We start from the raw sequence: 24,503 nt of genomic DNA on the forward strand, positions 1-24,503 counted from the left end.
GAGATCCGACCATGGCCACCAAGGCAGTCACCGACGTCAGTTTCAAGGAAGATGTGATCGATTCGGACAAGCCCGTGCTTGTCGACTTCTGGGCCGAATGGTGCGGTCCCTGTAAGATGATCGGACCGGCCCTGGAGGAAATCAGCGAGGAACTGGCGGACAAGGTCACCATCGCCAAGATCAACATCGACGAAAATCCGGAAGCGCCGGGTCAGTATGGCGTGCGCGGCATCCCGACGATGATCCTGTTCAAAAACGGCGAGGCCGCGGCGACCAAGGTCGGCGCCGCCCCCAAGAGCGCGCTCAAGGGCTGGATCGAAAGCGTCCTTTAAGCGACGGCTAAAGAGACAGCGAAATAGACAGGTAAAAGCGAACGGCCGCCTCGGGTTCGGGGCGGCCGTTTGGCTGTCCACTTCGTTGTCGCCTTATCTCAGCGGAACAGCGTGTCGGCCGCCCTGTCCCACAGCCGGGGCGAGGACGCGCCGAGCAGTCCACGCCGCTGGTCGCCGACCAGATAGGGGCTGCCGTCCAGCCGCTGGCATCGTCCGCCCGCTTCGTTGAGGAACAGGGTGCCGGCGGCATGGTCCCACGGCAAGGTGCGCGCGAAGACCGACACGTCATTCTGGCCCAGCACCAGCCGCGGATATTGCTCGGCGGCGCAGCGGGGAATGTCGACCAGAGCGAAGTTGCCCGAAGCGCGGCGCTGGATGTCCTGCCGCTCCTCCGCGCTCATGAAATAGACGGCGAGCGCCGCCACCGGCAGGTCCGCGCCGCTCTCCCGCGCCGTCACCCTGTCGCCGTCGATATGGCTGCCGCCGTTCCTGTATGCATAGCACAGCCGTCCGGCCAGCGGGTCCAATATCCAACCAGCCAGCGTCACGCCGCCATCCGCCAGCGCGACCATGATGCCGAAGGGCGGATTGCCGCTGGCGAAATTGCCGGTGCCGTCTATCGGGTCGATAATCCAATTGAGCCCGATACCCGCGCGGTCCAGGATGGCCGGATCGGCGGCGCATGCCTCCTCACCGATGATCCCCGCATCAGGCAGGATGGCGGACAGCCCCTCCGCCAGCCGGATCTCGCTTTCCTTGTCGGCGATGGTGACGAAATCGTCCGCCGCCTTCTCGCTGATTTCATCCTGGGCGAGGTTGCGGAAGCGGGGCATCACGATGTCGCGGCCGACATCCCGCATCAGCGCCGCGACAGGGGCGTGAAGCGCAGCGATCGTCAACTTCGATAATCCGCATTGATCGAGATATAGCCGTGCGTCAGATCGCAGGTCCAGATCGTGGCCCGCCCTTCGCCCAGCCCCAAGTCGACGCCGATCACGATGTCCTGCCCTTTGAGATGGGCGGCGACCGGCGCTTCGTCATAACCCTCTACGGCAAGACCGCCGGTCGCCACCTGAGTCGCGCCGAAGCGGATCGACAGCTTGTCGCGGTCGGCGGGTTCGCCTGCCTTGCCGATCGCCATGACGACGCGGCCCCAATTGGCGTCCTCGCCCGCGATGGCGGTCTTCACCAGCGGCGAATTGGCGATGGAAAGGCCTATACGATGCGCGCTTTCATCGCTCACCGCGCCTTCCACGGTTATTTCCACGAACTTGGTCGCACCTTCGCCGTCACGCACGACCAGATGCGCAAGCTGGCGGCAGAGGTCCGACAGCGCGGCGGCAAAGGCATCAGCACCCGGATCGTCCATCGACGCGAGCGTGGCGTTGCCCGCCTTCCCGGTGGCGAAGGCGAGCACCGTGTCGCTGGTCGACGTGTCGCTGTCCACCGTGATGCAGGAGAAGGTGCGCCGGTTCGCAGCCGACAGCATCTGTTGCAGCAGGGCGGGATCGATGGCCGCGTCAGTGAAGATATAGCCCAGCATCGTCGCCATGTCGGGCGCGATCATCCCCGACCCCTTGATAATGCCGACAAGGTTCACGCGCCGCTCTCCGATCAGGGCGGATGCATGCGCGCCCTTGGGATAGGTGTCGGTCGTGCCGATGGTGGTTGCGGCATCCTCCCACCCGCAGGGCGCGGCGGCGAACGCGGCTTCGAGACCAGCCTCCGCCTTGTCGATGGGAAGCGGCACGCCGATCACGCCGGTGGACGAAACGAATATGTCCGAAGGCTGGCAGGACAGATGATTGGCGACCTTTGCCGCGATCGCTTCGACCGCCGCGCGGCCGCGATGGCCGGTAAAGGCATTGGCGTTGCCTGCGTTCACCACCAGCGCGCGGGCCGCACCGAGCGGTATCGCATCACGGCACCATTCCACCTCGGGGGACGGGCATTTGCTCTGCGTCGTGACGCCGGCGACGGCGGAGCCTTCCGCCAGTTCGACATAGGTCAGGTCGCAGCGCTGCCAGGCCTTGTATCCGGCGCGGGCGACGCGCAGCGTGACGCCTGCAATGTCGGGCAGGGCAGGGAAGGCAGCGGGGGCAAGAGGCGAGCGATCGGTCATGGCGGCGGGATGATGCAAATGGCCCTTTACGTCAATGCGGTTGAAGGCGCCGTTTCCATGGCGACAGGGAGGGGCAGCTCTTCACCCGCTCGGCCGCAGTCAGATTGACTAAAGGATGTGCCGTGCCTAAATCGCGGCGCATATCTGCGCGCGGCCTCTCTCAAGGGGGCGGGGCGTTCCCCATTTGTCAGGAAATTGCATGTTCGGCGCACTCGCCAAGTCCATCTTCGGATCGTCCAACGAACGTTATGTGAAGTCGCTGGGCAAGACGGTCGATAGGATCGCGTCCTTCGAACCGGCAATCCAGGCGATGAGCGACGAGGATCTGGTGGCGCAGACCGCGCGGTTCCGGGAACGGCTTGCCGCAGGCGAGACGCTGGACGACCTCCTGCCCGAAGCCTTCGCCACGGTGCGCGAGGCGTCGGTCCGCGTGCTGGGCATGCGGCACTTCGACGTGCAGATGGTGGGCGGCATCGTGCTCCACCGCGGCGAAATCGCGGAAATGCGCACGGGCGAGGGCAAGACGCTGGTGGCGACGCTCGCCACCTATCTGAACGCGCTGGAAGGCAAGGGCGTCCATGTCGTCACCGTGAACGACTATCTCGCCAGCCGCGACTGTGAATGGATGGGACAGGTCTATCGTTTCCTGGGTCTCACCACCGGCGTGATCGTTCCGAACCTGTCGGAGGACCAGCGGCGCGAGGCCTATGCCGCCGACATCACCTACGCGACGAATAACGAACTTGGCTTCGACTATCTGCGCGACAATATGAAATATGACCGCGCCTCGATGGTCCAGCGTCCTTTCAACTACGCCATCGTCGATGAGGTGGACTCGATCCTGATCGACGAGGCGCGCACCCCGCTCATCATTTCCGGGCCGACCGACGACAAGTCGGAGCTTTACGTCGCGGTCGACGCCATCGTGAAGCAGATCAGCGAAAGCGATTATGAAAAGGACGAGAAGCAGCGCAGCGTCACGTTGACGGAAGACGGCACCGAAAAGATCGAACGGCTGCTGGAACAGGCCGGCCTGCTGCAGGGCGACAATCTCTACGATTTCGAAAACACGCAGGTGGTCCATCATGTGAACCAGGCGCTGCGCGCCAATGTGATGTTCCGCCGCGACATCGACTATATCGTGAAGGACGGCAAGGTCGTCATCATCGACGAATTTACCGGCCGCATGATGGATGGGCGCCGCTGGTCGGACGGCCTGCACCAGGCGGTCGAGGCCAAGGAAGGGGTCCAGATCGAGCCGGAGAACCAGACGCTCGCGTCCATCACCTTCCAGAATTATTTCCGCATGTATCCCAAGCTGGGCGGCATGACCGGCACGGCCGCGACGGAAGCGACGGAATTCTACGAAATCTACAAGATGAACGTCGTCACCATCCCGACCAACAGGCCGGTGCAGCGCGTGGACGAGGAAGATACGTTCTACAAGAATCTGGAAGACAAGTTCCGCGGCATTGCCCGCACGATCAAGGACCATCAGGAAAAGGGCCAGCCCGTCCTCGTGGGCACGGTGTCGATCGAGAAATCGGAAATGCTGTCCGAATTCCTGAATCAGGAAGGCGTGAAGCATGCCGTGCTCAACGCCCGCTTCCATGAGATGGAAGCGCATATCGTGGCACAGGCCGGCCGCAAGGGCGCGGTGACGATTGCCACCAACATGGCCGGGCGCGGCACCGACATCAAGCTGGGCGGCAACCTGGAGATGCGGGTCGAGGACGAACTGCGCGACACGCCGGAAGGACCGGAACGGGACGCCGCCATCGCCCGGATCGAGGCCGAGATCGAAGCGGAACGTCAGGAAGTGCTGGCCGCCGGCGGCCTGTTCGTGCTGGCGACCGAGCGGCATGAGAGCCGCCGCATCGACAACCAGTTGCGCGGCCGTTCCGGGCGTCAGGGCGATCCTGGCCTGTCGCGCTTTTATCTCAGCCTTGACGACGACCTGATGCGCATCTTCGGGCCGGACACGATGTTCGCGAAGATGATCCGCTCCAACCTGGAGGATGGCGAGGCTCTGCCTCCCTCCAAATGGCTGAGCAAGGCGATCGAGACCGCGCAGAAGAAGGTCGAGGCGCGCAACTACGACATTCGCAAGCAGGTCGTCGAATATGACGACGTGATGAATGATCAGCGCAAGGTCATTTACGAGCAGCGCAGCGACATCATGGACGCCGACACGGTGGACGATGTCGTCACCGACATGCGGCGCGAAACCGTGAACGATCTGGTCGGCGCATCCTGCCCGCCCGGCACCTATCCCGAACAGTGGGACATAGAGCGGCTGAAGGCGCGCACGGCCGAAGTGCTCGGCCTGGAACCGGACTTCGACGCTTGGCTGGCGGAGGATCAGGTCGATCCTGAAATGATCGAGGAGCGGCTGAGCGCCTTGGCTGACGAGGCCGTGGCGGAGAAGATCAAGGAGATCGACGCCAACGATTGGCACATGATCGAGAAATCGATCCTGCTCCAGAGCCTGGATCACCATTGGAAGGAGCATCTGGCGACGCTGGATGCGCTGCGCCAGGTCGTGCATCTGCGCGCCTATGCGCAGAAGACGCCGATCAACGAATATAAGCAGGAAGCCTTTGCCCTGTTCGAACGGATGCTGGAAAATATCCGCGAGGACGTGACCGGATCCATCGCACGCGTCCAGTTCCGCATGGAACAGCCGCCGCTGGAAGATTACGGCCTTCCGGTCCTGCCAGACTTCATCACCACGCACATCGACCCCTTCTCCGGCGAGGATAACAGCGCGGATATCGACGCGGGGCAGACCGCCGGCATCACGACCACGATACCCAGGGGTCCGTTGAATGCCGCGCCGGCGGGCGAATTTGCCAATCTCGACATCAGCCGCAACGCCCCATGCCCTTGCGGATCAGGCCAGAAGTACAAGCACTGCCACGGCGCTCTGGCCTGAAGCATGGAAAATGGGAGCCGCCAACCGCGGTTCCCCACGCGTTCAATGCGGAAGCGTTAACCAGTTTCATTGGCTTTTGCGTAACTTCTCTGCGCGATCCTGCGGACATAGTTGGGGGGATGGCCAGGAGGATAATCTTGGATCATGTCTCCTATCAGGCGCGCGTCCGGCAGCAGCGCGAGCCGCGCTACGGCGCGGACGTCGATGCATCCCTCTTGTGGGAAGGCGTCAGCCAGCCGGTCACGATCCGCAACATCTCCGTCTACGGCGCGCTGATCATCGGAGCTTGGCTGCCTGCCGTCGGACAGCGCGTGACGCTGATCGCGCAGGGGCTGGAAGTGTGCGGCACGGTGATATGGGAGGGGCCGGACCGTTGCGGCCTCCTTCTGAGCCGCGCCGTCGATCCGCTGGCGATCATCGCGGAATCGGGGATGGTGAAGGACGACCGACCCACCATCACCCTGCAACGCGTCGGCACCGACCGCTACGCCTGAAGGTGGCGGGCCACGCCCGATGAAGATGAGCACTATACCTACGCTATAGCGCTACGATAGTGACGGCGAGTTGCGACCAACTCACGCCGTTCCAAGGCTGAGGCGCGAACGACAGGTTACGTCGGACGCTGACCTACCGGATTCCACTTTACATTTTGGCGACATCAGAAAGGTCTGTTTTCGGGCTTTCGTACTAAACTGCCATTCTCTAGGACGGTCGCGATAGCTGCCGTGAGCGCCAATGAAGCGAACTTTTTCAACTGACCTCCGCGACGACCTAATCGCGGCGACCGTCGCCGCCATCGCGGCGGACGGAATTGAGGGGCTTTCGCTGCGGGTGCTTTCTCAATCTGTCGGCAAGAGCACGTCCGTTGTTTTCCAATTGTTCGGGGGCAAGGATGGACTGCTGCGCGAGACCGCGAAGGCGATGCTTGAGCGCGATCAGCAATATCATGCAGAACTGGCTTGCGGACTGCAGGGCCTCACGTTGACGGACGCGCTGCTGTCTGAATGCCTTTTGCACTATGTGCGGCAACGCACCCTAGTAAATAGCGCCCGTTTCTGGACGGAGGCGGTTTTCAAATCCCGACATTTGCCAGGAATTGAAGGTTTGGTCGCACAGTGGCGTGCCATGCGGGCATCGTTTTGGACCGGCGTGCTGGAGGGCAGCCGCTATGCCGGGCTTGGCGGCGTGCTCGGCGGCTACCTGACGATGGAGGAGGCCTATGCCAGCGCTCTAAAGGGACGCCTGGACTATGATCTGTTGCTGCGCGAGACGGTGGATGGGCTTCTGTCGGGCTGCGCTGGCCGGCACGACCCTACGACCACGCGCGGCGCGGCGGCAAGCTTGGTCGAAGAGCGCGCATTTGCCAATGCTGCCGATTTCGCCGTGGCACCGCCAGCGAAAATGGAAATGCTGATGGAGGCGGCGGTCGATCAGATCATGCGCATGGGGGCGACAGGCCTAAGTCTGAAGCAACTTGCTGCTAGTGTAAATCAGCCCCCATCGCAGATCATTTATCATTTTGGAGACTTTGCCGCCTTTCGCCGACAGGCCATCTGGAGGGCGCTGATGCATGCATTGCCTGACTATCTCGACGTTAGCCGTGACCGGGATGATGGATATTCCGCTGACTGGTCACGGGAACTGGGCGAAACGATGCAAGGGAAGGGTGATGATCGCCCCGCCGGCTTCTACGTCAACTATAGCCGCACCTTGGGACAAACCTGTCTTGTAGCGGCGACCGATCCCGCAATGCGTGAGTTTGTTCTGCAACTGCGTGTGATCGAAGGGGCTGGGATCTATCGGGCAAGTCAGAGCATATGGGCACCTTCTGTCCGGCTGTCACGAGACACGGCCACAGGCTTCGCTCTTTGGATCAAGGGGCAGGCGATTCTCAACGAGGCGTCGGGTTCGAATTCCACAGATTCGGCGTCAGAAATTTTGTTCGCGGCCGCTGCCTTGCATGGCGCCTGATTCGCCCAACGTGCTTTCAAACCATCGTTATTCTTCGCAATAAGACATTCAGACGCAATAAGCCTCAGCTGCGCTATTCCTCAAATTTTGTTCGTGTAACCGAACTGACCTACTTGCTCCCTAGAGGCCCGCAATATCGAACCGATGTTATGCGGTGATCGAAGCTGTATCCCGCGGCCAAAAAGGCTTGGGTGCAGGAGCCTTTAATTCGGGGAGCATTTCTGTGTCGAACTACCGTTATTTCAATCTGAGGACGTCGTTCCTGTGTGGCGCGGCGTTGCTCCTGACCAGTCTGCCTGGCGTGGCGTTGGCACAAGATGTTCCGGCCGATAGCGACGACGGCGATCAGATCATCGTCACGGCACAGAAGCGCAAGCAAACGCTGCTGGAAGTGCCTTCGGCGGTGCTGACATTGAGCGGCGAGCAACTGCGCAAGGACGGCGTGAAGGACTTTCTCGATCTCGCCCAGCATACGCCCGGCGTCATTGTGTCTAATACGCTCGTCGGTGGTCGCACGGTGCAGAATTTCACCATTCGCGGCATCGGCTACGACGATTTCCGCCCCAACGGCAACCCGTCTGCCGCCGTTCATTTTGACGGCATCTACCAGGGTTCATCCGCGCTGATCGGCGGCCAGATGTTCGACGTTCAGCGGGTCGAGATCCTCAAGGGACCGCAGGGCACGCTATATGGCCGCAACACCACGGCGGGCGCGGTCAATGTCATCTCCACCAAGCCCAGCGATCAATTCGAAGGGCGTGCGGAAACGACATATTCCAGTTTTGACAGCCGTCGCCTGGAAGCGGCCGTGAATGTGCCGTTGGCCGATCATGTCGCGTTGCGTGTGTCGGGCCTCTACGACCACACCGACGGCTATCAGACCCGTCTGGGCGCCGGCAGATATGCGGGCACCACGCCCAATGCAGCGATCCCGCCGATCACCGATCCGGGTTATAGCGACAAGGTTGGCCGTTCCACCTTCTATGGCGGCCGTACGCTGCTTTCCATAGGCGAAGGCACGGGCACCGAACTCTTGCTGAACCTGCACGCCTTCCAGGAGAAGGGCGGCCAGCCGCTGGCCGAGCCAACCAATGGCGGCACACCGCGCTACAGCTTCTACGGCAATATCGACAGCCGTCGCGCCCGCAAGAACTGGGGGGCGTCGCTGACGCTCAACCAGGACATCGGCGAGCATGCGGTGCTTACCGTGTTGGGTGGCTATGAATGGATGAAGAACGACTATGACTGGGACGACGGCACGCCTCAGCGCACTTACGATATCCTCTATCGCGACAAATTGAAGCAGGGCTCGATCGAGGCGCGGCTTCAGAACAAGGACAGCGGCAATTTCAACTGGACGGTTGGCGCGGCCTATTTCCGCGACAAGATCGACCTGTTCAGCACGCTCGATGGGTCTGACACCTTCCGTACTGTCTTTGAAGCCAATTATATCCAGAACCGCGAAAGCCTGGCCGGGTTCGCGGATGTCGGCATCAAGGTTGCGCCGCGCCTGCGCATCGACCTCGGTGTGCGGATGACGCGCGAGAAAGCGACGTTCCGCGGCTATACCGACGATCTCAACCCTTATGGATTGTCGATCGGCAAACTCGTCTTTCCGGGACTCGACGTCAATTTCGACAACCGGATGACCAAATCCAGTCCCTCGGGTCGCGCCACCGTTACGTATGAACTGGCCGACAATGCCCGCCTTTACGGATCGTTCGGGCGGGGGTTCCGTGCTGGTGGCTTCGATGGAACCACCATCTGGTCCGCTCCAGAAGCCTTGGCATTCAAGCCCGAAACCGTCTGGTCCTATGAAGGCGGGGTCAAGTTCCTGCCGCGCGGCGGGCCGGTGCAGATCGAGGTTGCCGGCTTTTACTACGACTTCTCGAACATTCAGGCGAGCACGTCGAAATCCTACGGTACGTCGGGCGCCTTCACCAGCGTGCGTACCAATGTGGGCAAGGCGCGTTCTTACGGAGGCGAAGTGTCGATCATCGCGCATCCGGTGGAACCGATGACGATCAATGTCGGCGCAGCCTTCCTGTCGACGAAGATATTGGAAATCGAATCCGCCAGCGCCACGGAGGCTGCCCGTCGTCTGGGCAACAACCTGCCGCAGGCGCCGAACATGACGCTGAACGGGTCCATCAGCTACGATATCGCCCTGTCAGATCGAGTGATGGTCACGCCGCAGGTCGACGCGCGCTTCGTCGGCAAATATTACACGGAACTGGATAACTATCAGTCGATCGGCGACTACACGCTGGTCAACGCCCGCATCGGCGTGGAGATCGACAAGCGCTGGACGGTGGCCGCGTTCGTGCGCAACCTGACCGACGAATATTATGCCTTCGGCCTCGGTGGCGCTTCAGCGACGACCAAGACGCAGCTGAGCGGTCCGCCGCGCACCTGGGGCGTATCTGCCGGGATGCGCTTTTGATGAGCGGATACAGCCGCAGGACGATATTGGCCGGCTCGGCAGCGGGAAGTCTTCTTGTCGCCGCCGGCAGAGCACAGGCGCAGGAGGAGCGGTTGTTTCGGCACGGGGTCGCAAGTGGCGATCCTGCCGCCGACAGCCTGCTAATCTGGACGCGCGTGACGGGCGCGGGCGATGGCCCTGTCGGCGGGCGGTGGCAGGTCGCCAGTGATGCGGCGTGCAGGTCCATCGTCGCCTCCGGACGGTTCGAGGCGACGGCAGAGCGTGATCACTGCGTCAAGATCGTGGCTACCGGGCTGGAGCCGGGCACCAGCTACTATTATCGGTTCGAGGTCGATGGCCAACGCTCTCCCATAGGACGGACTCGCACCTTGCCAACCGGCCGGACTGATCGGCTCGACATCGCGTTGGCCTGTTGCGGCATGTACATGTTTGGCGAGTTTCATGGCTATCACGCCATCGCGGAGCAGGCCGATCTCGACCTCGTGCTGTTCGTGGGCGACTATATCTACGAATATGGCGCCAATGCCTTTCCTGGCGTGCATGACATCCGGGCGATCGAACCGGCGCACGACACCGTCACACTGGCCGACTATCGCGCCCGCTATGCGCAATGGCGTCGCGATCCCGCATTGCAGGCTGCCCATGCGCGCGCGCCCTGGATCTGCATGTGGGACGATCATGAAATGGCCAATGATGACTGGATGCATGGCGCCCAGCATCATGATCCAGCGATCAACGGCGACTGGGAGGTGCGCAAGGCGGCGGCCGTGCGGGCCTATTTGGAATGGATGCCGATCCGTGATCCTGCGCCGGGTTCGCCATATGGCATCGAGCGCAGCTTCGTGCTCGGCGACCTTGCTACGCTGGTGCTGCCGGAGACCCGGTTGCAAGCGCGCGACCGGCAACTGACGCTGAAGGAGGATCTGGAATATCAGGTAATGGATGCGCGGGATCCCGCCCGCCCGACAGTGGTCGTGGACAAGGCTTTGCTGGCAACGCTCGACCGCACGGCATTGCCCGATGGCTATCGGCTGGAGCCGGACATTGCCGGTTTCCGCAATAAGATCGCCGACCCAGACCGGCGCATGGTGGGCGATAAGCAACTGGCGTGGATCGGCCGCGAGTTGCAGGCGCATGTCGCGGCCAAGCGCCCATGGTTCCTGTTGGGATCGCCGACCATTCTTTCCAGCTACGTCTATCCTGACCTAACGCAGTTGGGGAAGGGGCCTGCCGCACTCGCATCCTTCTTTGCCATGACGCGCTATGGGCTGCCGATGCTCAATCTCGACGCGTGGGACGGCTATCCGGCGGAACGCGCGCGGCTTTATGATATTGTCGAGCAGAGCGGCGCGAACATGCTGGTTCTGTCGGGCGACAGTCACATGGCCTGGGTCAACGAGCCACACCGCGACGGACGCAGGCTGGGGCTGGAACTGTCGGCTTCCACCATTACCGGCCCGTCGATCGGCGAACTGATGCTGCCCGACGGGCCGGTCGGCGAAGCCTTTGCCCGGGACAATCAAGACGTGCTGTGGTGCGATCATCGCGCTGTCGGCTACGTATCGTTGACGCTGCGCCGGAACAGCGTGGAAGGCCGGTTCGTACGCGTAACGAAACCGCGATCGACCGAGGCGACGACCGACATAGCCATGACCGCGAGAGCCGTAATGCAGGATGGGAAACCAGGCGGCTGGACGCTGGGATAATCATGTCGGGTGCGCGCGGCTCAGGTCGCGCGCGCTTGTTCAAACAAGGCCCAATGCCGTCGCACAAGCAGGATACCGGCAAGCCCGGCGATGCAGGACGGCAGGGCGTAAGCGAGCCGCAGGGCATCATGACCATCGCTCGCATTGGGCAGCGCGGGCACAAAGCCTGCCAGGGAAATCGCGCTTAGCGCGATCATGGCTCCTGCGCCGCCGGCCATCTTGTTGACGCTGTTGATCATCGCATAATGGCTGGCAGCCAGTCCGCGCCCGTGCCGGGCCACGCCGTCTCCGACGATATCGGCCAGAAACGACCGCAGCAGCAGATAGTCGCCGCCCCAGGCAATGCTGCGCAGCGACAGTAGAAGCAGCGCCGGCAAAATTTGGCCGTGCGGCAGCAGTAGAGAGACTAGCGACAACAGCCGAAGCGCGAAAATGAGTTGCAGAATGTACCCGCGTGCATGGCGCATGCCGAGATATGTCCAGGCCGGTATCATGGCGATCCCCGCCAGTGCCGGCAACAAAAGCATCAGGCCGGTCCAGTCGCGCAGACCCAGTACATCGTCGAAGAAGAACAGCGCAACCGACGCTTCCGCCGCATCGGCCGTGCCGAGCAGGGCGTACAGGCCTACGAGAGGCAGAAGCGGGCGGCACCGGATCGCCGCCCATATCGCGCGCCAATCAATCCGTTGCGATGGCTGCGCTGTCGGTTCGGGCAGGCTCATGATCGCCAGCAGAACGACAGCCGGGGTGGCGAGCAAGGTCGTGATGCCCAGAAAACGGACCTGACCGGCAATGCCGTCGCCGAATAGGTTTTGCGCCACGGTCGGCAACAGCAGGACAGCGATAGTGCCGGCCGCGAACATCCACATTTTAACGCCCATCACGCGTGTCCGGTCGGCGGGGGACTTGCCAATTTCCATCGACCATCCGCCATGAGGCGTGGCCAGAATGGTGTGGCCAAGGAACAGCAGCGCGGCTCCCAATGCTAGCGCCATGGGGGCACTGTGCGGCGGCGCCAGCAGCAACAGCCAGCATCCACCCATGATGAACGGCACGGCGCCGATCATCCAGGGGCGGCGACGCCCGAACGGCGTCATCACATGATCGCTGGCCAGTCCGATCAGCGGATCGGCGATGGCATCGATCAGCCTTGTGCAGACGATCAGGGCGGCCACATGGACAAGTGGCATGCCCTGTTGCCCGGCAAGCCATGGCGGCAGGAAGACCCTGCCTGTCAGCTCGACGAGCTGAAAAACAAGGATGGCGGAACTGAAGGCAAATAAGCGCGGCAAGGTGACGGTGGCGGAGTGCCTGGACACCGGAAAATTCCCCAAGGAGCGAATTTCGCTAGGGCGCTTTCAAGTCAGTATCGTGACGGCGCGGCGAGTCGGATAACTGCATATCTTCAAACCTGAGCGGCCACTTACGCGGGCGGCTCACATGCGACGTTGGCGACGTTGTTAATGGGCGTCGACCAAGCGTGGCTGCCGTTGACGGCAGCGCCCTGAGACAAGTTACCCAGGCCGCTCGTCACCGGATTTGAGACCCGCGGCTGGCTCGCCTGCCATCGTAAAAGTGCGAAACTGTTCCAGCGATGCCGAAGCGGCCCGCCGGAGCCAGGCCGCAAACCGATCTTCGGTGCCGGTGGAACTTGCGCGCCTCCTGGGGCGATATAGGCGATAGCATTCGCCCAGGTCGCGGGCCTTCGCCTGACAAGGCACAAGGCGCCCCGATCGAAGATAGGGCTCGGCAACCATGGGTATCGCCAGGGCAATGCCAAGACCCGACGCTGCTGCCTCGTAGGTCAGCTGAAGGGTCGCGAATTCCCTTATGTCCAGCGCGTTCGAGGGCGTGCCCGATCCTGCGAACCAGCGCTCCCATAGCGATGCGGGTGAACTCACGGACAACAGGGTGTGGGACGCGATATCCCTGCCGAAACCATCCAGGGTCGCAGCCTTCAGCAGTGTCGGCGCCGCGACCGGAATGACTTCGACATGCGCGATCGTCTCTGAAACCATGTCATCAGGAACGGCCAAGCCGCCCCAGATGCCGAGATGCGCTTCCCCCGACCGAAGCGCGTCGAAATGCCGCGTCGGCAATATGTCGACTTCTATCCCTTCGGCGCGCCTAAGATCCTTGAGGCGTGGCATCAGCCAGTTGGTGGCCAGACTGTGCGACGTTGCGATCTTCAACTTCGACAGGCTATTTTCCGACGCCATCGTCGTCGCACGGCGGATCGCCTCCATCGCGGGCTCGATCAGCGCAAGGTAATGGGCGCCAGCGGCAGTGAGGGTGGGGACTGGACCGGACCTGTCGAACAGGATGATTCCGAGGAAAGTCTCGAGCGACGAGATCCTCCGGCTGACGGCCGAGGGGCTGAGCGCGGTCGATCTTGCTGCGGCGCGAAAGCTCCTCGCATGCGCCGCAGCTACGAAAATCTCGATGGCCACAAGGGGAGGGCTGCGTCGCAACATCCGCTGAACATAGACGAAGAATGTCACAAGTTTGAGACATTGTCGGATGATGGGAATCGCGACGAAGCCAGATCCTCGGCCTTGCGACGAACGACCAGGTCTGCTGGCCTTGCTGTTCGTGATCTATGCGCTTGCCTTTGGCCAACGGCAACTGCCCATGATCTCGGCTGAAATACTGCAACTACGGCTGGGGCTGACCGATGGGGCTATCGCGATTCTCGTCAATGGCTGCTTCGCCCTGCCTTATGCGCTGCTGGCCATGCCGGCCGGATGGTTGGCGGATCGCTCCGACAGATTGAGGCTGGCGGGTTGCGGCATGGGGCTCGCCAGCCTCGCCACCATTGCAAGCGCTTTCCCTGCTACGACCGAAATGGTCCTGCTCAACCGTGTGGCGATCGGCATCGGCCATGCCGCGCTGGTGCCTGCCTGTTATTCGGCGCTTGGCGATGTCGCCCGGCCCGACCGCATTGGCCGGGCGGCCGCAGTTTTCGCCCTCGCTCCGTTCATCGGCGTCGCTCTCACATTGCTGCTTGGCGGCTTCCTGATGAGCGACCGTTCGTCACTCGGCCTTTCGGCGCTCGTTGGCGGCAGCAGTCTTGCCACGGCCGCAGCGCTTGCTCTTTGGCCCGAACCGTTGAGGCGTGAGCGGCAAGTGGTCAATGGTCGGGCACCGGCAAATTGGTGGACGATCGTCGGCACCAACCTCGCCCTGGCACTGGCCGCGATGGGCGTTCACGCATTGGTGGCCTGGGGTGCGATATGGCTCGTCCGCTCGCACCATCTTGCGCCCTCGCATGCGGCCTGGCTCATGGGCGGTGCGATTCTGCTCGGCGGCGTCGGGGGCAGCACCGCAATCCGGGCGGCCGCGCGCAGATGGCTGAAGGTCCGGCTCGGAAGCCTCGTCTGGTTTGCCATGGCGAACTTTGCTGTCGCACTGATTGCGCCCCTGCTATTTTCGTCATCGCTCGCAATAGCCGTCGTCCTGCTGGCGCCGGCGATGCTATTCGCCGCGATCGCACTGTCGTCGGGGCCCGCCGCCCTGCAGGAAATGACGCCCGCGCATCTGCGTGGTCGTCGACACGGGCTCGCGATCGCAGTCGTCAATCTTGTCGGCCTTGCCGCCGGCCCCGCCCTTGTCGGTCTGCTGACCGACGCCACAGGCGACAGGAACGCGCTCGGCGGCGTGCTGATGTGGCTTCTGCCGGTCATCTTCACCTTGAGCGCCTTGTCTGCCGCTTTCGCGAACCTCGCCCAGCGCCGGAGCTACGCGATCCCGGGCCGACCATCCTCGACAACATAGCGCCCCAGGCTGGTGCAGCGGCTGGCAGGATCCGTGAGATCGTTCACCGAGCGCATGTCGATCGCCAGCCTGTCGGGCGTTATTTCGAGCAGCGTGTAGCCGGCATGGGCGTTATCGAGAAAGCGGACATGCGGGTTCAGCCCCTTTGCTGGTCCGAATAGCGTTGCGGGGCCATTTCGCGAGGCGAGGCAGGAGGTGACGATCTCTGTCGCGACAACGGGGGATTGCTCGCGGTCGAAAACCTGCTTCACATCGTTCAGCCAGAAGGAATGGACATCGCCCCCCAGGATGACCGGATTGCGGACGGACGCTTTGGCTACCGCGGACAGCATCCGATCGCGCGTGGCGCCATAGCCGTCCCAGATGTCGGAATAGCGCGCCTCGCGGCCCTGGGGCAGGAATAGGCGCGAGAACAGGGTCTGCTGTGCGATCAGGTTCCATTTCGCCTTGTCATCGCGCAGTCCCGCCGCCAGCCATCGTTCCTGCGCGAAGCCAAGCATTGTGGCGGCAGGATCGGTCGCGGCCGGGCATGCATCGACGACCTGCCCCGCGCGTTCCGTAGAAGTCGCGCAGGGGTGCGGCGTCCGATATTGCCGGCTGTCCAGCACATGCATCGAGGCGAGGTCGCCCCATTGCAACCGGCGATAGAGGCGAACCTCGCCGTCCGCGCGGAACACGCTCGGGCGCAGCGGCATATGCTCGAAATAGGCTTGGTAGGCGGCCGCCCGGCGACGGAGGAATCGCACGGGACCTCATGATCGTCCCAGGTCACGAGGAATGGCATGTTTGCATGCGCGTCGGCGAGAAGGGCGTCGGTGCGATAGAGCGCGTATCGGGCGCGGTAGTCGGCCAAGGATACAGGTTCCGGCGCGCCGAAGCTGCGCACGTCCGGCCCTGCCCCGAACGACTTCTCATAGATATAATCGCCGACCTGAAGCACGATATCGACATTCTGCGCCGGCATATCGGCATATGCGCTGAACCAGCCCTGCTCCCAATGCTGGCAGGAGGTAAGCGCCAGCCGCAATTGCCGTATATGCGGGTCGATCGTCATGGTCCGGCCGACCCGGCTTGTCGTTCCGCCAAGATGGAAACGGTAGAAATAGGGCCGCCCGGCGGGAAGGCCCTGTACCTCCAGATGGACCGCACCGCCACGAGCGATCGGCGCCGCGATCCTGCCGGCGCGAACGATCCGGCGGAAATTGTCGTCGAGTGCGATCTCGAAAGCCGGCGCGCTGTCCTCCTCCGTTCCCATTACCCGCGTCCAGAGCACGAAGCCGTCGTGCGACGGTTCGCCCGACGCAACGCCCAGCGCAAAGGGGTCACCTGAAAATCGGGGACGCGCGACGGGACGCGCATTGGCGCCCGCCGTTATGAAGCGCATCGCCGCGGCCGCGGCCGCGCTACGCAGAAGCGTGCGGCGCTCGATCATCAGAAACGTGCCGACAGACGCATGTAATAGGATCGACCGTTCAGCCCGATGGGCGTCTCCTCTCCGGTGGGAAAGCTGCCGCCGGTTGCTGCGATGACATTGACCTGATCGGCGATCTGGTCGGGTCTGGCGTCGAAGAGGTTGAGGACCCCCGCGCCCAGCCGCACGCCGGGCACGACCTCGTAACCGGCCGATACGTCGACCGTGGTCTTGCCGTCGAAGGTCTGCGTCGCCGACAATGGTGCTGAGGTATAGGTGCCGAACGCCGCGACATTGAGGCCGGCATCGAACCAGCCATGTGTCAGGGACGCCTGTGCCGTGATCTTGTCCTTGGGCTGGGCCTTGGTGATGAAGAGGATGGATTTGTTCGCGAGCAGCGGCAGGCCAGGAATGGCGGGGTTCGCGCCAAGCCGATCGAGATCGGTGATGAAACGGCCATAGCCGGCCGAAACGGCGAGCCGCGAGTCGGGGGCGATGCTGCCCTGCCAGCGCGCCGTTACTTCCACGCCATCGGTCGTCGTGTCGATCGCGTTGGTGAAGAAGCGGACCTGCTGGAAGCTGGTGATGCCGGCATTGGCGAGGATCGCTGCGACTGCGGCGCCACCGAGCTGCTCGCTCAGCGCAATCCGGTCCCGGATACGGATGTGGAAGTAGTCGGCGGTGAAGGAAAAGCCGCCGAATGGACCGATCACGACGCCCCCGGTGATGTTACGCGATCGCTCGGCCTTGAGCGGGACAGCGCCCAGCGCCCGGGCAACCGGATCGGACACGGGAAGCGTTCCCACGGTGACGAGCTTGCCCGCGCTCAGTGCGCCGGCGACGGCGCTGAAATATTGCTGCTGCAGTGACGGCGCCTTGAAGCCCGTGCCGATCGTGCCGCGCACCGCCAGCCCGCGCAGGAGATCGTAGCGCGCCGTCGCGCGCCAGGTCACCCGGCCGCCGAAATCGTCATAATGGTCGTAGCGCGCTGCGCCACCAAGGAGCAGATGGCGAACTGGACGCCGTTCGATGTCGAGAAAGGCGGCATAGGCGTCGCGCCCGGCGCTGGTCGGATTGCGCGGATTGAAGCCGGCGAAGCCATCGGCGCCGAGCCCGAAATAGGCGGCGGGCTCGCCATCGCGGATGCTGTAGCGCTCGTGACGATATTGGCCACCCGCCGCGATGTTGCCGCCAGCTAGGACGCCGTCCAGCGAATGCGAAAGGGTAAGGTCGGTCACATATTGATGATAGGCGACGCCGCCTGAATCGAACCGTGTCGGACTGTTGAGGCCGAGCGAGACATTGGCCGTGTCAAACACGTCGAAGTCGGCCTTGTTATATCCGTAGCTCTGGCTCAGATCGACCTTGATCCCGGCAAGGTCGCCGGTCGCGCCGACGGTGGCACCAATGTCCCAGATATGCGGCTCGATAATGGGCAGGAAGCCGTTCGGGTACAGCGGCGAGAAGCCGGGTACGCGAAAGCCCGCGCCGTTGTTGGAAATCTTGCGGGTCAGCGTGCCAAAAGAATAGAGGTTGAACGCGCCGGCGGGCAGTTCAGCGTCAAATGCGGCGCTCGCGATTCGCGACCTGGGATCGCCGATCCTGTAGGTCACCCGTCCAAAGCGTTGGTCAATGAACGCGCGGTTGGTAGGCTGCTCGGCGCGGGCCATCGCGCTAAGCGTCACATGGCCGCCGTCGCCGATCGCGAAACCATGGCTTGCGCCGAGCGTGACATTCTCGCCGTCGCCTTCTTCCGTGATCCCGGCCTTGAGATCGGCGGTGCCGCCGGAGGCGTTGGACTTCAGGATGATATTGACGACGCCAGCAATCGCGTCCGACCCATATTGCGCTGCGGCACCGTCGCGGAGCACTTCGATCCGCTCGATCGCATTTGCGGGGATACTGTCGAGGTCGACCGCCGCCGATCCACGACCGATGCTGTTGTTGACGTTGAGGACGGCGTTGGCATGCCAGCGCTTGCCGTTGACCAGCACCAAGGTCTGATCGGGCGCGAGGCCACGCAAGGTAATCGGCTTCGTGTTGGCCGCCGTGGCGGTCGTCGCCGCGCGCGCGAAGTTGACCGAAGGTTCGAGGAAATTGAGCGCCCGACCAAGGTCGGCGTAGCCAGATGCACCGAGCATCTCTCCGGAGACCACATCGATGGGTGCAGACGATGCAAGCACGGCACGTCCGGCCGATCGCGTCCCGGTTACGACGATGTCGCTGTTCGGCTCATCGACCCCAATTTCTTGTGCTTGCACGGCACTCGTAAAGAGCAGCGCGCTCGTCAGCAAACCAGTTCTGTGCATGGGAGCCCCTTTCCAGGGACAGCCTTAATGATATGTCACCGCGCCGGTTAGTGATCGCATCGGCACATGTGTTGCGGATTGATCAACAGCAACGTCATCAAAGTGAAATAATCACATGAGCGGAAAATCGATGCCGATTCAGCTCCGGTCCATTTCCTGACGGTTGCTCGGGTGCTTATGTCGATCGGCAACTGCATTGCCAATCCAATTGGGCAAGGCGACCTCCATCGGCGCATCCGACACCGTCGTCCTGTTGCCAATCGACATGATCGCCAAAACGGTGTCGAGATCAGCAGCGGCTGAAGCCGTGGATCGGGTACAGCTCGAGCCATCGCTGCAGGATGCGCTATACTGGCGAAGAAGCTGCGGCTCACGAGTAGGATACAGCGGCAAGTGGCGGACAGGGTGGGATTCGAACCCACGGTGAGCGTAAACCCACGGCGGTTTTCAAGACCGCTGCCTTAAACCACTCGGCCACCTGTCCTTTGACCGACGCTTCCTAGCGTGCCGCGCGCCGATGCCAAGCGATAAATGCCGGCGCGCCGACACAGGCCATCGGTTCATCGCCTCGGAGGAGCGATGACGGCGATAGGGGATTCACCTGCGGCATGGGCTGTGCAACAAAGGGGCATGGGAGATTCTCTGCGCTACATCCTGCCATCCGCCCTGCTGGCCCTCACCGCGATCTTCGCCGGTATAGCGCCGGCCCAGCGTGCCGATGCGCAGGACGACGCGGCTTTCCAGACCTATCTCGAAACATTGCGACCCAAGGCACGGGCAATGGGGATCAGCGATGCCACGCTGAACGGCGTGTTCCCGACGCTGACCCCTAATCCGCGCGTCATCCAGCTGGACCAGAGCCAGCCGGGCGGCGGCGCCTATTCCCCCATCCCCAATTTCGAACCCTATCGGCGGACCCATGTCGATGCGGCGCGCATTGGTCGCGGGCGCAGCGTCTATCAGGCGAACCGTGCGCGGCTCGGGCGGATCGAGGCGGAAACCGGCGTTCCGGAAGAGATCATGGTCGCCATCTATGGCCATGAGACCAATTACGGGTCGTACACTGGCGATTTCGACCTGATCCGGTCGCTGGCGACATTATCCTGGGAAGGACGCAGGCGGGCGCTGTTCGAACCGGAACTGCTCGCTACCCTCAAAATGCTGGACAACGGCGTGCCGCGTAGCCGGCTGGTGGGCAGCTGGGCGGGCGCGACCGGCTATCCCCAGTTCCTGCCCAGCGTCTACCTGCGCGTCGCCAAGGACGGTGATGGCGACGGCAAGGCGGACATCTGGACCAGCGAGGCTGACGCGCTCGCCTCCATCGCCAATTATTTCGTGCAGTCGGGGTGGCGGCGGGGGCAGCCATGGGGTGTGGCGGTGATCGTCCCATCCGGGCTGGACCGCACGGCGCTCGCCGCCCGGACGACGCCGGCCCGCTGCCCGCGCGTGTTCAACCGGCACAGCCGGTGGCTGACCATGGCGGAATGGCGACGGCTGGGCATCGCGCCCGCTTCGGGCGCATGGGCGGCCGATGATGTCCTGGCGACGCTGCTGGAGCCGGACGGGCCGGGCAGGACCGCCTATCTGCTGACCAGCAATTATCGCGCGATACTCGATTATAATTGTTCCAATTTCTATGCCTTGTCGGTGGGGTTGCTGGCGGATGCGGTCAAACAATAAGGGGGTGGCGCTGGCCGCCATGATGCTGGCTTTGGGCCTGTCCGGGGGCTGGGCGGAGGCGCAGGCGGGACCGGACGGAGCGGCGGTTCTCGGCGCGCCCTTCACCGTCGAAGGCGTGACCTACACCCCGGCTGATCCCGCTTATTATGACGAGGTCGGCTACGCCGCGTCGCAGCAGAGCGGCGGCCCGGATGGCAAGACGGCGACAGACGAGTCCTTTGTGCCGACTGCCGTCACAGCCTCCCACAAGACGCTTCCGCTGCCCAGCTATGTCGAGGTGACGGCGCTGGACAGCGGTCGCACTATCCTGGTGCGGGTCAACGATCGTGGGCCGATGCGTAATGATCGCATCATCGCCCTGTCCAGCGGCGCAAGGGAACAGTTGGGCATCGTGGGAGACGACGCCGCCGTGCGCGTCCGTCGCGTCAATCCGCCCGAGCAGGAAAAGGCGGTGCTTCGTGGTGGCGGGCGAGCGGCCGAACGGCTGGAAACCCCCGCGCCCTTGCTGAAGGCATTGCGGGGCAAGCTGCCGCAGCAATCAGCGGCAAATATCTCGCCCCGATCCAAGCAGGGCGCGCTAGGCAGGAAAGCCGCGACAGCGCCGGCAAGCACGGAGGTCGCGCCCTCGCGTCCCGGAGCGGATTTCGACCGACCGGCGCCTCCGCCCGCCACGGTCGCCCCGGCTTTAACCAGCCCGACCCGCAAACCGCCCGCCGCGAAGGAGGCGGCGGCGATGCCGAGCCCGCCTGCCAACGCTGCGCAGGGGCGCTACGACGTACAGATCGGCGCTTTTTCTTCACAAGCGCGTGCGCAGCAGGTGGCGAAGAGCGCAGGGGCGCGCGTCGAACAGGCGGGCACGATGTGGCGTGTTCGGCTCGGCCCCTATCCCACGCTTCAGGCCGCGCAGGCGGCCATAAAGGCAGCGGCAGCGAAGGGGTTTGAGAATGGCCGGATCGTCAGTAATGACGCGCGATAGTCACGGCGCGTCCGCACATGATTCCATTTATTGAAGGCCCTTATCCGATGAAGAAGAGCGTTGCCCTCCTCCTTGCCGCTGGGTTGCTGGCGCAGCCGCTGATCGCCGCCGCGCCGCCCTACACCAGCGAAGCGCCCATCGCCTATATGAAGGATCTGTCGTCGGGCGCGGTGCTCTATGACAAGGGCGGCGAGACGCGGATGCCCCCGGCTTCCATGGCAAAGATGATGACGGCGCATGTCGCTTTCCGCCTGATCCAGAAGGGCGAGCTGAAGCTGGACACGAAATTCACCGTGCGCCCGGAAACATGGAAGCAGTGGCATGGCCCCCAGGCAGGATCGACCATGTTCCTGTCGGCCGGCGAGCAGGTTTCGGTTGAAAATCTGCTGCACGGTATCGTGACCCTGTCCGGCAACGATGCCTGCGTCGTTCTGGCGGAGGGTATTGCCGGGACCGAACAGGCATTCGTCGCGCTGATGAACGAGGAAGCCAAGCGCCTGGGCCTGAAGAACAGCCATTTCGGCACCAGCAATGGCTGGCCAGACGAAGGCGTTACCTATGTGACGGCCGAGGATCTGGCGAAGCTGGCGCAGGCGACCATCGAAGAGACGCCGGATCTCTATAAACGCTTCTACGCCACCACCTCCTTCACCTGGGGGAAGACCATGGGCGGAGCGGACATCAACCAAGCGAACCGCAATCCGATTCTTGGCAAGATCGCTGGCGCGGACGGCCTTAAGACCGGCCACACGGAAGAGGCGGGCTATGGCTTCACCGGCTCTGCCGAACAGGATGGCCGCCGCCTGGTGATGGTCGTCGCGGGACTGACCAGTTTCAACGGCCGCATCTCGGAATCGGTGCGCTTCATGGACTGGGGCTTCAAGGCGTGGAAGGCGCAGCCGCTGTTCAAGAAGGGACAGACGGTCGAGACGGCGGAGGTGCAGATGGGCAGCGCGACCAGCGTGCCGCTCGTCGCGCCGCAGAACCTGGCGGTCACCCTGCCGCGCACGGCGTCCGCCAATGTGCAGGTGAAGGTGGTCTATACCGGCCCGATCAAGGCGCCGATCGCCAAGGGGCAGCAAATCGCCCAACTGATCGTCCAGACGCCCGACACGCCGCCTCAGGTGATGCCGCTGGTGGCGGGTGAGGATGTCGGCGAAGCCGGTTTGTTCGGGCGGCTGTGGAACGGCATGAAGTCTCTGTTCGGGTGAGCCGAGGGCGGTTCATCACGCTGGAAGGCGGCGAGGGCGCTGGCAAGTCGACCCAGTTGCGCGCGCTCGCCACCGCTTTGCGCGACGCAGGATTGGACGTGGTCGAGACACGCGAGCCGGGCGGCAGCGAAGGGGGGGAGGCAATCCGCACCCTGTTGCTGACCGGCGGGGCGGATCGATGGAGCCCGCGCGCCGAAGCGTTGCTGTTCGCGGCGGCGCGGGCCGATCATATCGAAAGGACGATTCGCCCGGCGCTGGAGCGGGGTGCATGGGTATTGTCTGATCGGTTCCTCGATTCGAGCCGCGCCTATCAGGGGCAGGGCGCGCTGACCGACGCCGACATATTGGCGCTGCACCGGATCGGCAGTGACGGGTTCCTGCCCGACCGCACATTCTTTCTGACGCTGCCGGAAGAAGAAGCCGCTGATCGGGCGAAGGCGCGCGACGGCGACATCAGCGACCGTATCGGCGGACGGGCAAGCGAATTCCACCGCGCCGTGGCGGATGCCTTCACCCGCTTCGCCGCGCAGGAGCCGGAGCGTTTCCGCACGGTCGACGCTGCCGGCCCTGCTGCGGAGGTTACCGCGCGCCTGATGTCGATGCTGGCGGATCTGCTGCCATGACGACGGTCCTGGGCCATGACGCGCAGGCCCGATCGATGATGGCGGCGGCAAGCAGCGGCCGCATGCATCATGGCTGGATACTTGCCGGTCCCAGGGGCGTGGGCAAAGGCCTGTTTGCGCGCGCGCTTGCGATGCGGTTGCTGGCCGATGCGGCGGGGCCAGCGGTTGGCGGAGAGGGGCTGGGCGCGCCAGACAATCACCCCATCCGAAAGCTGATCGAGGCGTCCGCCCATCCTGATTATGCGGAACTCGCCCCACTGGAAAAGGACGGCGTCACCGCGCGCAACATCAGCGTGGATCAGGTGCGCGGGCTGCAGCGGCTGATCCAGTCCGCGCCGTCCCTCTCTTCGCGGCGGATCGTCGTCATCGACAGCGCCGACGATCTGGAGCGTGGCGCGGCCAACGCGCTGCTCAAGACGCTGGAGGAGCCGCCCGCCGACATGCTGTTCCTGCTGGTCAGCCACGCGCCTGGAAGGTTGCTCCCCACCATCCGGTCGCGCTGCCGCACCCTGCGGTTCGATGCGCTGGACGAAGGTGCGATGCGCGTCATCCTCAAACGGACAGATGACAGCCTGTCGCCGCGAGAGATCGACGCGCTGGTTCGTGCGGGGCAAGGATCCCCCGGTCAGGCCTTGCGCTATGCCGGACTCAATCTCACGGAAATCGAGGATATATTGGCGACGCTCTCCGCGGAGGGCGATCCGGACAATCGCCGCCGCCTGGCTCTGGCCAAGTCGTTGGCGCTCAAATCCGCAAAGCCGCGTTATGAGGCATTTTTGGAGCGGGTGCCCGCCTTCATCGCCCAGGCGGCACGCGGCCGCACCGGGCCTGCCTTGGGGAAGGCGCTGGACCATTGGGAAAAAGCGCGGCATCTGGCGGGCGGCGCGGTAATCCTGTCGCTGGAGCCGTCCGCCGTCGTCTTCGAACTCGCGGGGCATGTTGCGGCGCTCGCCAGCCCTGACTGACGGAGCGCCCGCGCTGGCGGCGCACCATGCCTTTTGCGCAATTTC

Annotated in this window: 18 protein-coding genes, 1 tRNA gene and 1 pseudogene; 12 read left to right on the forward strand and 8 right to left on the reverse strand. The window is 63.5% G+C overall.

Features of this window, described 5'->3' with window-relative positions; translation table 11 throughout:
- Nucleotides 1–11 precede the first annotated feature (11 nt).
- On the forward strand, nucleotides 12–332 hold the full coding sequence (gene trxA / locus AX724_RS07335) for a thioredoxin (RefSeq protein ID WP_066764910.1): 321 nt from the start codon (nucleotides 12–14) through the stop codon (nucleotides 330–332).
- A 98-nt stretch (nucleotides 333–430) separates the two neighbouring features.
- On the opposite strand, the gene AX724_RS07340 is transcribed toward trxA, so the two are convergent.
- Both AX724_RS07340 and argJ read right to left on the reverse strand, forming a co-directional pair.
- Nucleotides 431–1,192 carry an inositol monophosphatase family protein gene (locus tag AX724_RS07340; protein WP_066765019.1) on the reverse strand — a complete coding sequence of 254 codons (762 nt, stop codon included), beginning with the start codon at nucleotides 1,190–1,192 and terminating at the stop codon, nucleotides 431–433.
- A 35-nt stretch (nucleotides 1,193–1,227) separates the two neighbouring features.
- Nucleotides 1,228–2,454, reverse strand: a complete 1,227-nt coding sequence (argJ, locus tag AX724_RS07345) for a bifunctional glutamate N-acetyltransferase/amino-acid acetyltransferase ArgJ (protein ID WP_066765017.1) — start codon at nucleotides 2,452–2,454, stop codon at nucleotides 1,228–1,230.
- A 199-nt stretch (nucleotides 2,455–2,653) separates the two neighbouring features.
- Between argJ and secA the strand changes: the two genes are divergently transcribed.
- The 5 genes from secA (at nucleotide 2,654) to AX724_RS07370 (ending at nucleotide 11,509) form a co-directional block, all read left to right on the forward strand.
- Complete coding sequence (gene secA, locus AX724_RS07350) at nucleotides 2,654–5,389, forward strand: preprotein translocase subunit SecA (protein ID WP_066764912.1); 2,736 nt, start codon at nucleotides 2,654–2,656, stop codon at nucleotides 5,387–5,389.
- Nucleotides 5,390–5,526: 137 nt separating this feature from the next.
- The gene (locus AX724_RS23970; protein WP_066764915.1) at nucleotides 5,527–5,883 is read left to right on the forward strand and encodes a PilZ domain-containing protein; all 357 of its coding nucleotides are present in this window, start codon (nucleotides 5,527–5,529) and stop codon (nucleotides 5,881–5,883) included.
- 241 nt (nucleotides 5,884–6,124) lie between these two features.
- Nucleotides 6,125–7,360, forward strand: a complete 1,236-nt coding sequence (locus tag AX724_RS07360) for a hypothetical protein (RefSeq protein ID WP_066764916.1) — start codon at nucleotides 6,125–6,127, stop codon at nucleotides 7,358–7,360.
- Nucleotides 7,361–7,583: 223 nt separating this feature from the next.
- Complete coding sequence (locus AX724_RS07365) at nucleotides 7,584–9,803, forward strand: TonB-dependent receptor (RefSeq protein WP_066764919.1); 2,220 nt, start codon at nucleotides 7,584–7,586, stop codon at nucleotides 9,801–9,803.
- Complete coding sequence (locus AX724_RS07370) at nucleotides 9,803–11,509, forward strand: alkaline phosphatase D family protein (protein ID WP_066764921.1); 1,707 nt, start codon at nucleotides 9,803–9,805, stop codon at nucleotides 11,507–11,509. Before AX724_RS07365 ends, AX724_RS07370 begins: the two co-directional genes overlap by 1 nt.
- Nucleotides 11,510–11,529: 20 nt before the next feature.
- Here the strand turns inward: AX724_RS07370 and AX724_RS07375 are convergent, their stop codons facing one another.
- Complete coding sequence (locus tag AX724_RS07375; RefSeq protein WP_197421504.1) at nucleotides 11,530–12,828, reverse strand: MFS transporter; 1,299 nt, start codon at nucleotides 12,826–12,828, stop codon at nucleotides 11,530–11,532.
- A gap of 195 nt (nucleotides 12,829–13,023) precedes the next feature.
- Nucleotides 13,024–14,010 (reverse strand): LysR family transcriptional regulator, encoded by a 987-nt coding sequence (locus tag AX724_RS07380; RefSeq protein WP_066764925.1) that lies wholly within the window; start codon nucleotides 14,008–14,010, stop codon nucleotides 13,024–13,026.
- A 22-nt stretch (nucleotides 14,011–14,032) separates the two neighbouring features.
- On the opposite strand from AX724_RS07380, the gene AX724_RS07385 reads away from it, so the two are divergent.
- Nucleotides 14,033–15,283: an MFS transporter gene (locus AX724_RS07385; protein ID WP_269454125.1), complete on the forward strand. Its 1,251-nt coding sequence runs from the start codon at nucleotides 14,033–14,035 to the stop codon at nucleotides 15,281–15,283.
- Here AX724_RS07385 and AX724_RS24395 read toward each other — a convergent pair.
- From AX724_RS24395 to AX724_RS07405, 4 genes and pseudogenes are all read right to left on the reverse strand, one after another.
- Nucleotides 15,247–16,029, reverse strand: a complete 783-nt coding sequence (locus tag AX724_RS24395; protein ID WP_269454126.1) for an alkaline phosphatase D family protein — start codon at nucleotides 16,027–16,029, stop codon at nucleotides 15,247–15,249. The genes AX724_RS07385 and AX724_RS24395 overlap by 37 nt on opposite strands.
- A 62-nt stretch (nucleotides 16,030–16,091) precedes the next feature.
- Nucleotides 16,092–16,715 (reverse strand): annotated as a pseudogene (locus tag AX724_RS24915) (alkaline phosphatase D family protein); the annotation flags it as partial.
- Nucleotides 16,715–19,003 (reverse strand): TonB-dependent receptor plug domain-containing protein, encoded by a 2,289-nt coding sequence (locus tag AX724_RS07400; protein WP_082733431.1) that lies wholly within the window; start codon nucleotides 19,001–19,003, stop codon nucleotides 16,715–16,717. The gene AX724_RS07400 and the pseudogene AX724_RS24915, both read right to left, overlap by 1 nt.
- Before the next feature lie 394 nt (nucleotides 19,004–19,397).
- Nucleotides 19,398–19,487 (reverse strand) — tRNA-Ser (locus AX724_RS07405).
- Between the two features lie 146 nt (nucleotides 19,488–19,633).
- Between AX724_RS07405 and AX724_RS07410 the strand changes: the two genes are divergently transcribed.
- From AX724_RS07410 to AX724_RS07430, 5 genes are read left to right on the forward strand one after another with little or no spacing between them, the layout of a single operon-like run.
- Complete coding sequence (locus AX724_RS07410; protein ID WP_066764936.1) at nucleotides 19,634–20,683, forward strand: lytic murein transglycosylase; 1,050 nt, start codon at nucleotides 19,634–19,636, stop codon at nucleotides 20,681–20,683.
- On the forward strand, nucleotides 20,667–21,659 hold the full coding sequence (locus tag AX724_RS07415; RefSeq protein ID WP_066764938.1) for an RlpA-like double-psi beta-barrel domain-containing protein: 993 nt from the start codon (nucleotides 20,667–20,669) through the stop codon (nucleotides 21,657–21,659). Before AX724_RS07410 ends, AX724_RS07415 begins: the two co-directional genes overlap by 17 nt.
- A 47-nt stretch (nucleotides 21,660–21,706) precedes the next feature.
- Nucleotides 21,707–22,870 carry a D-alanyl-D-alanine carboxypeptidase family protein gene (locus AX724_RS07420; RefSeq protein WP_066765022.1) on the forward strand — a complete coding sequence of 388 codons (1,164 nt, stop codon included), beginning with the start codon at nucleotides 21,707–21,709 and terminating at the stop codon, nucleotides 22,868–22,870.
- Nucleotides 22,867–23,493 carry a dTMP kinase gene (tmk, locus tag AX724_RS07425; RefSeq protein WP_066764939.1) on the forward strand — a complete coding sequence of 209 codons (627 nt, stop codon included), beginning with the start codon at nucleotides 22,867–22,869 and terminating at the stop codon, nucleotides 23,491–23,493. The genes AX724_RS07420 and tmk overlap by 4 nt, the downstream gene beginning before the upstream one ends.
- Nucleotides 23,490–24,458, forward strand: a complete 969-nt coding sequence (locus AX724_RS07430) for an AAA family ATPase (protein WP_066764940.1) — start codon at nucleotides 23,490–23,492, stop codon at nucleotides 24,456–24,458. Before tmk ends, AX724_RS07430 begins: the two co-directional genes overlap by 4 nt.
- The last annotated feature ends 45 nt before the right edge of the window (nucleotides 24,459–24,503 follow it).

This window comes from Sphingobium sp. CCH11-B1, assembly GCF_001556865.1.
Lineage (GTDB): Bacteria > Pseudomonadota > Alphaproteobacteria > Sphingomonadales > Sphingomonadaceae > Sphingobium.

Bases quoted from the DNA above. Each gene is read 5' to 3' on its own strand.
- AX724_RS07385 (WP_269454125.1), top strand. From the start codon at position 14,033: ATGGGAATCGCGACGAAGCCAGATCCTCGGCCTTGCGACGAACGACCA.
- AX724_RS07430 (WP_066764940.1), top strand. From the start codon at position 23,490: ATGACGACGGTCCTGGGCCATGACGCGCAGGCCCGATCGATGATGGCG.
- AX724_RS07400 (WP_082733431.1), bottom strand. From the start codon at position 19,003: ATGCACAGAACTGGTTTGCTGACGAGCGCGCTGCTCTTTACGAGTGCC.
- argJ (WP_066765017.1), bottom strand. From the start codon at position 2,454: ATGACCGATCGCTCGCCTCTTGCCCCCGCTGCCTTCCCTGCCCTGCCC.
- AX724_RS07415 (WP_066764938.1), top strand. From the start codon at position 20,667: ATGCGGTCAAACAATAAGGGGGTGGCGCTGGCCGCCATGATGCTGGCT.
- secA (WP_066764912.1), top strand. From the start codon at position 2,654: ATGTTCGGCGCACTCGCCAAGTCCATCTTCGGATCGTCCAACGAACGT.
- AX724_RS07410 (WP_066764936.1), top strand. From the start codon at position 19,634: ATGGGAGATTCTCTGCGCTACATCCTGCCATCCGCCCTGCTGGCCCTC.
- AX724_RS07340 (WP_066765019.1), bottom strand. From the start codon at position 1,192: ATGCGGGATGTCGGCCGCGACATCGTGATGCCCCGCTTCCGCAACCTC.
- AX724_RS07370 (WP_066764921.1), top strand. From the start codon at position 9,803: ATGAGCGGATACAGCCGCAGGACGATATTGGCCGGCTCGGCAGCGGGA.
- AX724_RS07360 (WP_066764916.1), top strand. From the start codon at position 6,125: ATGAAGCGAACTTTTTCAACTGACCTCCGCGACGACCTAATCGCGGCG.
- trxA (WP_066764910.1), top strand. From the start codon at position 12: ATGGCCACCAAGGCAGTCACCGACGTCAGTTTCAAGGAAGATGTGATC.
- AX724_RS07420 (WP_066765022.1), top strand. From the start codon at position 21,707: ATGAAGAAGAGCGTTGCCCTCCTCCTTGCCGCTGGGTTGCTGGCGCAG.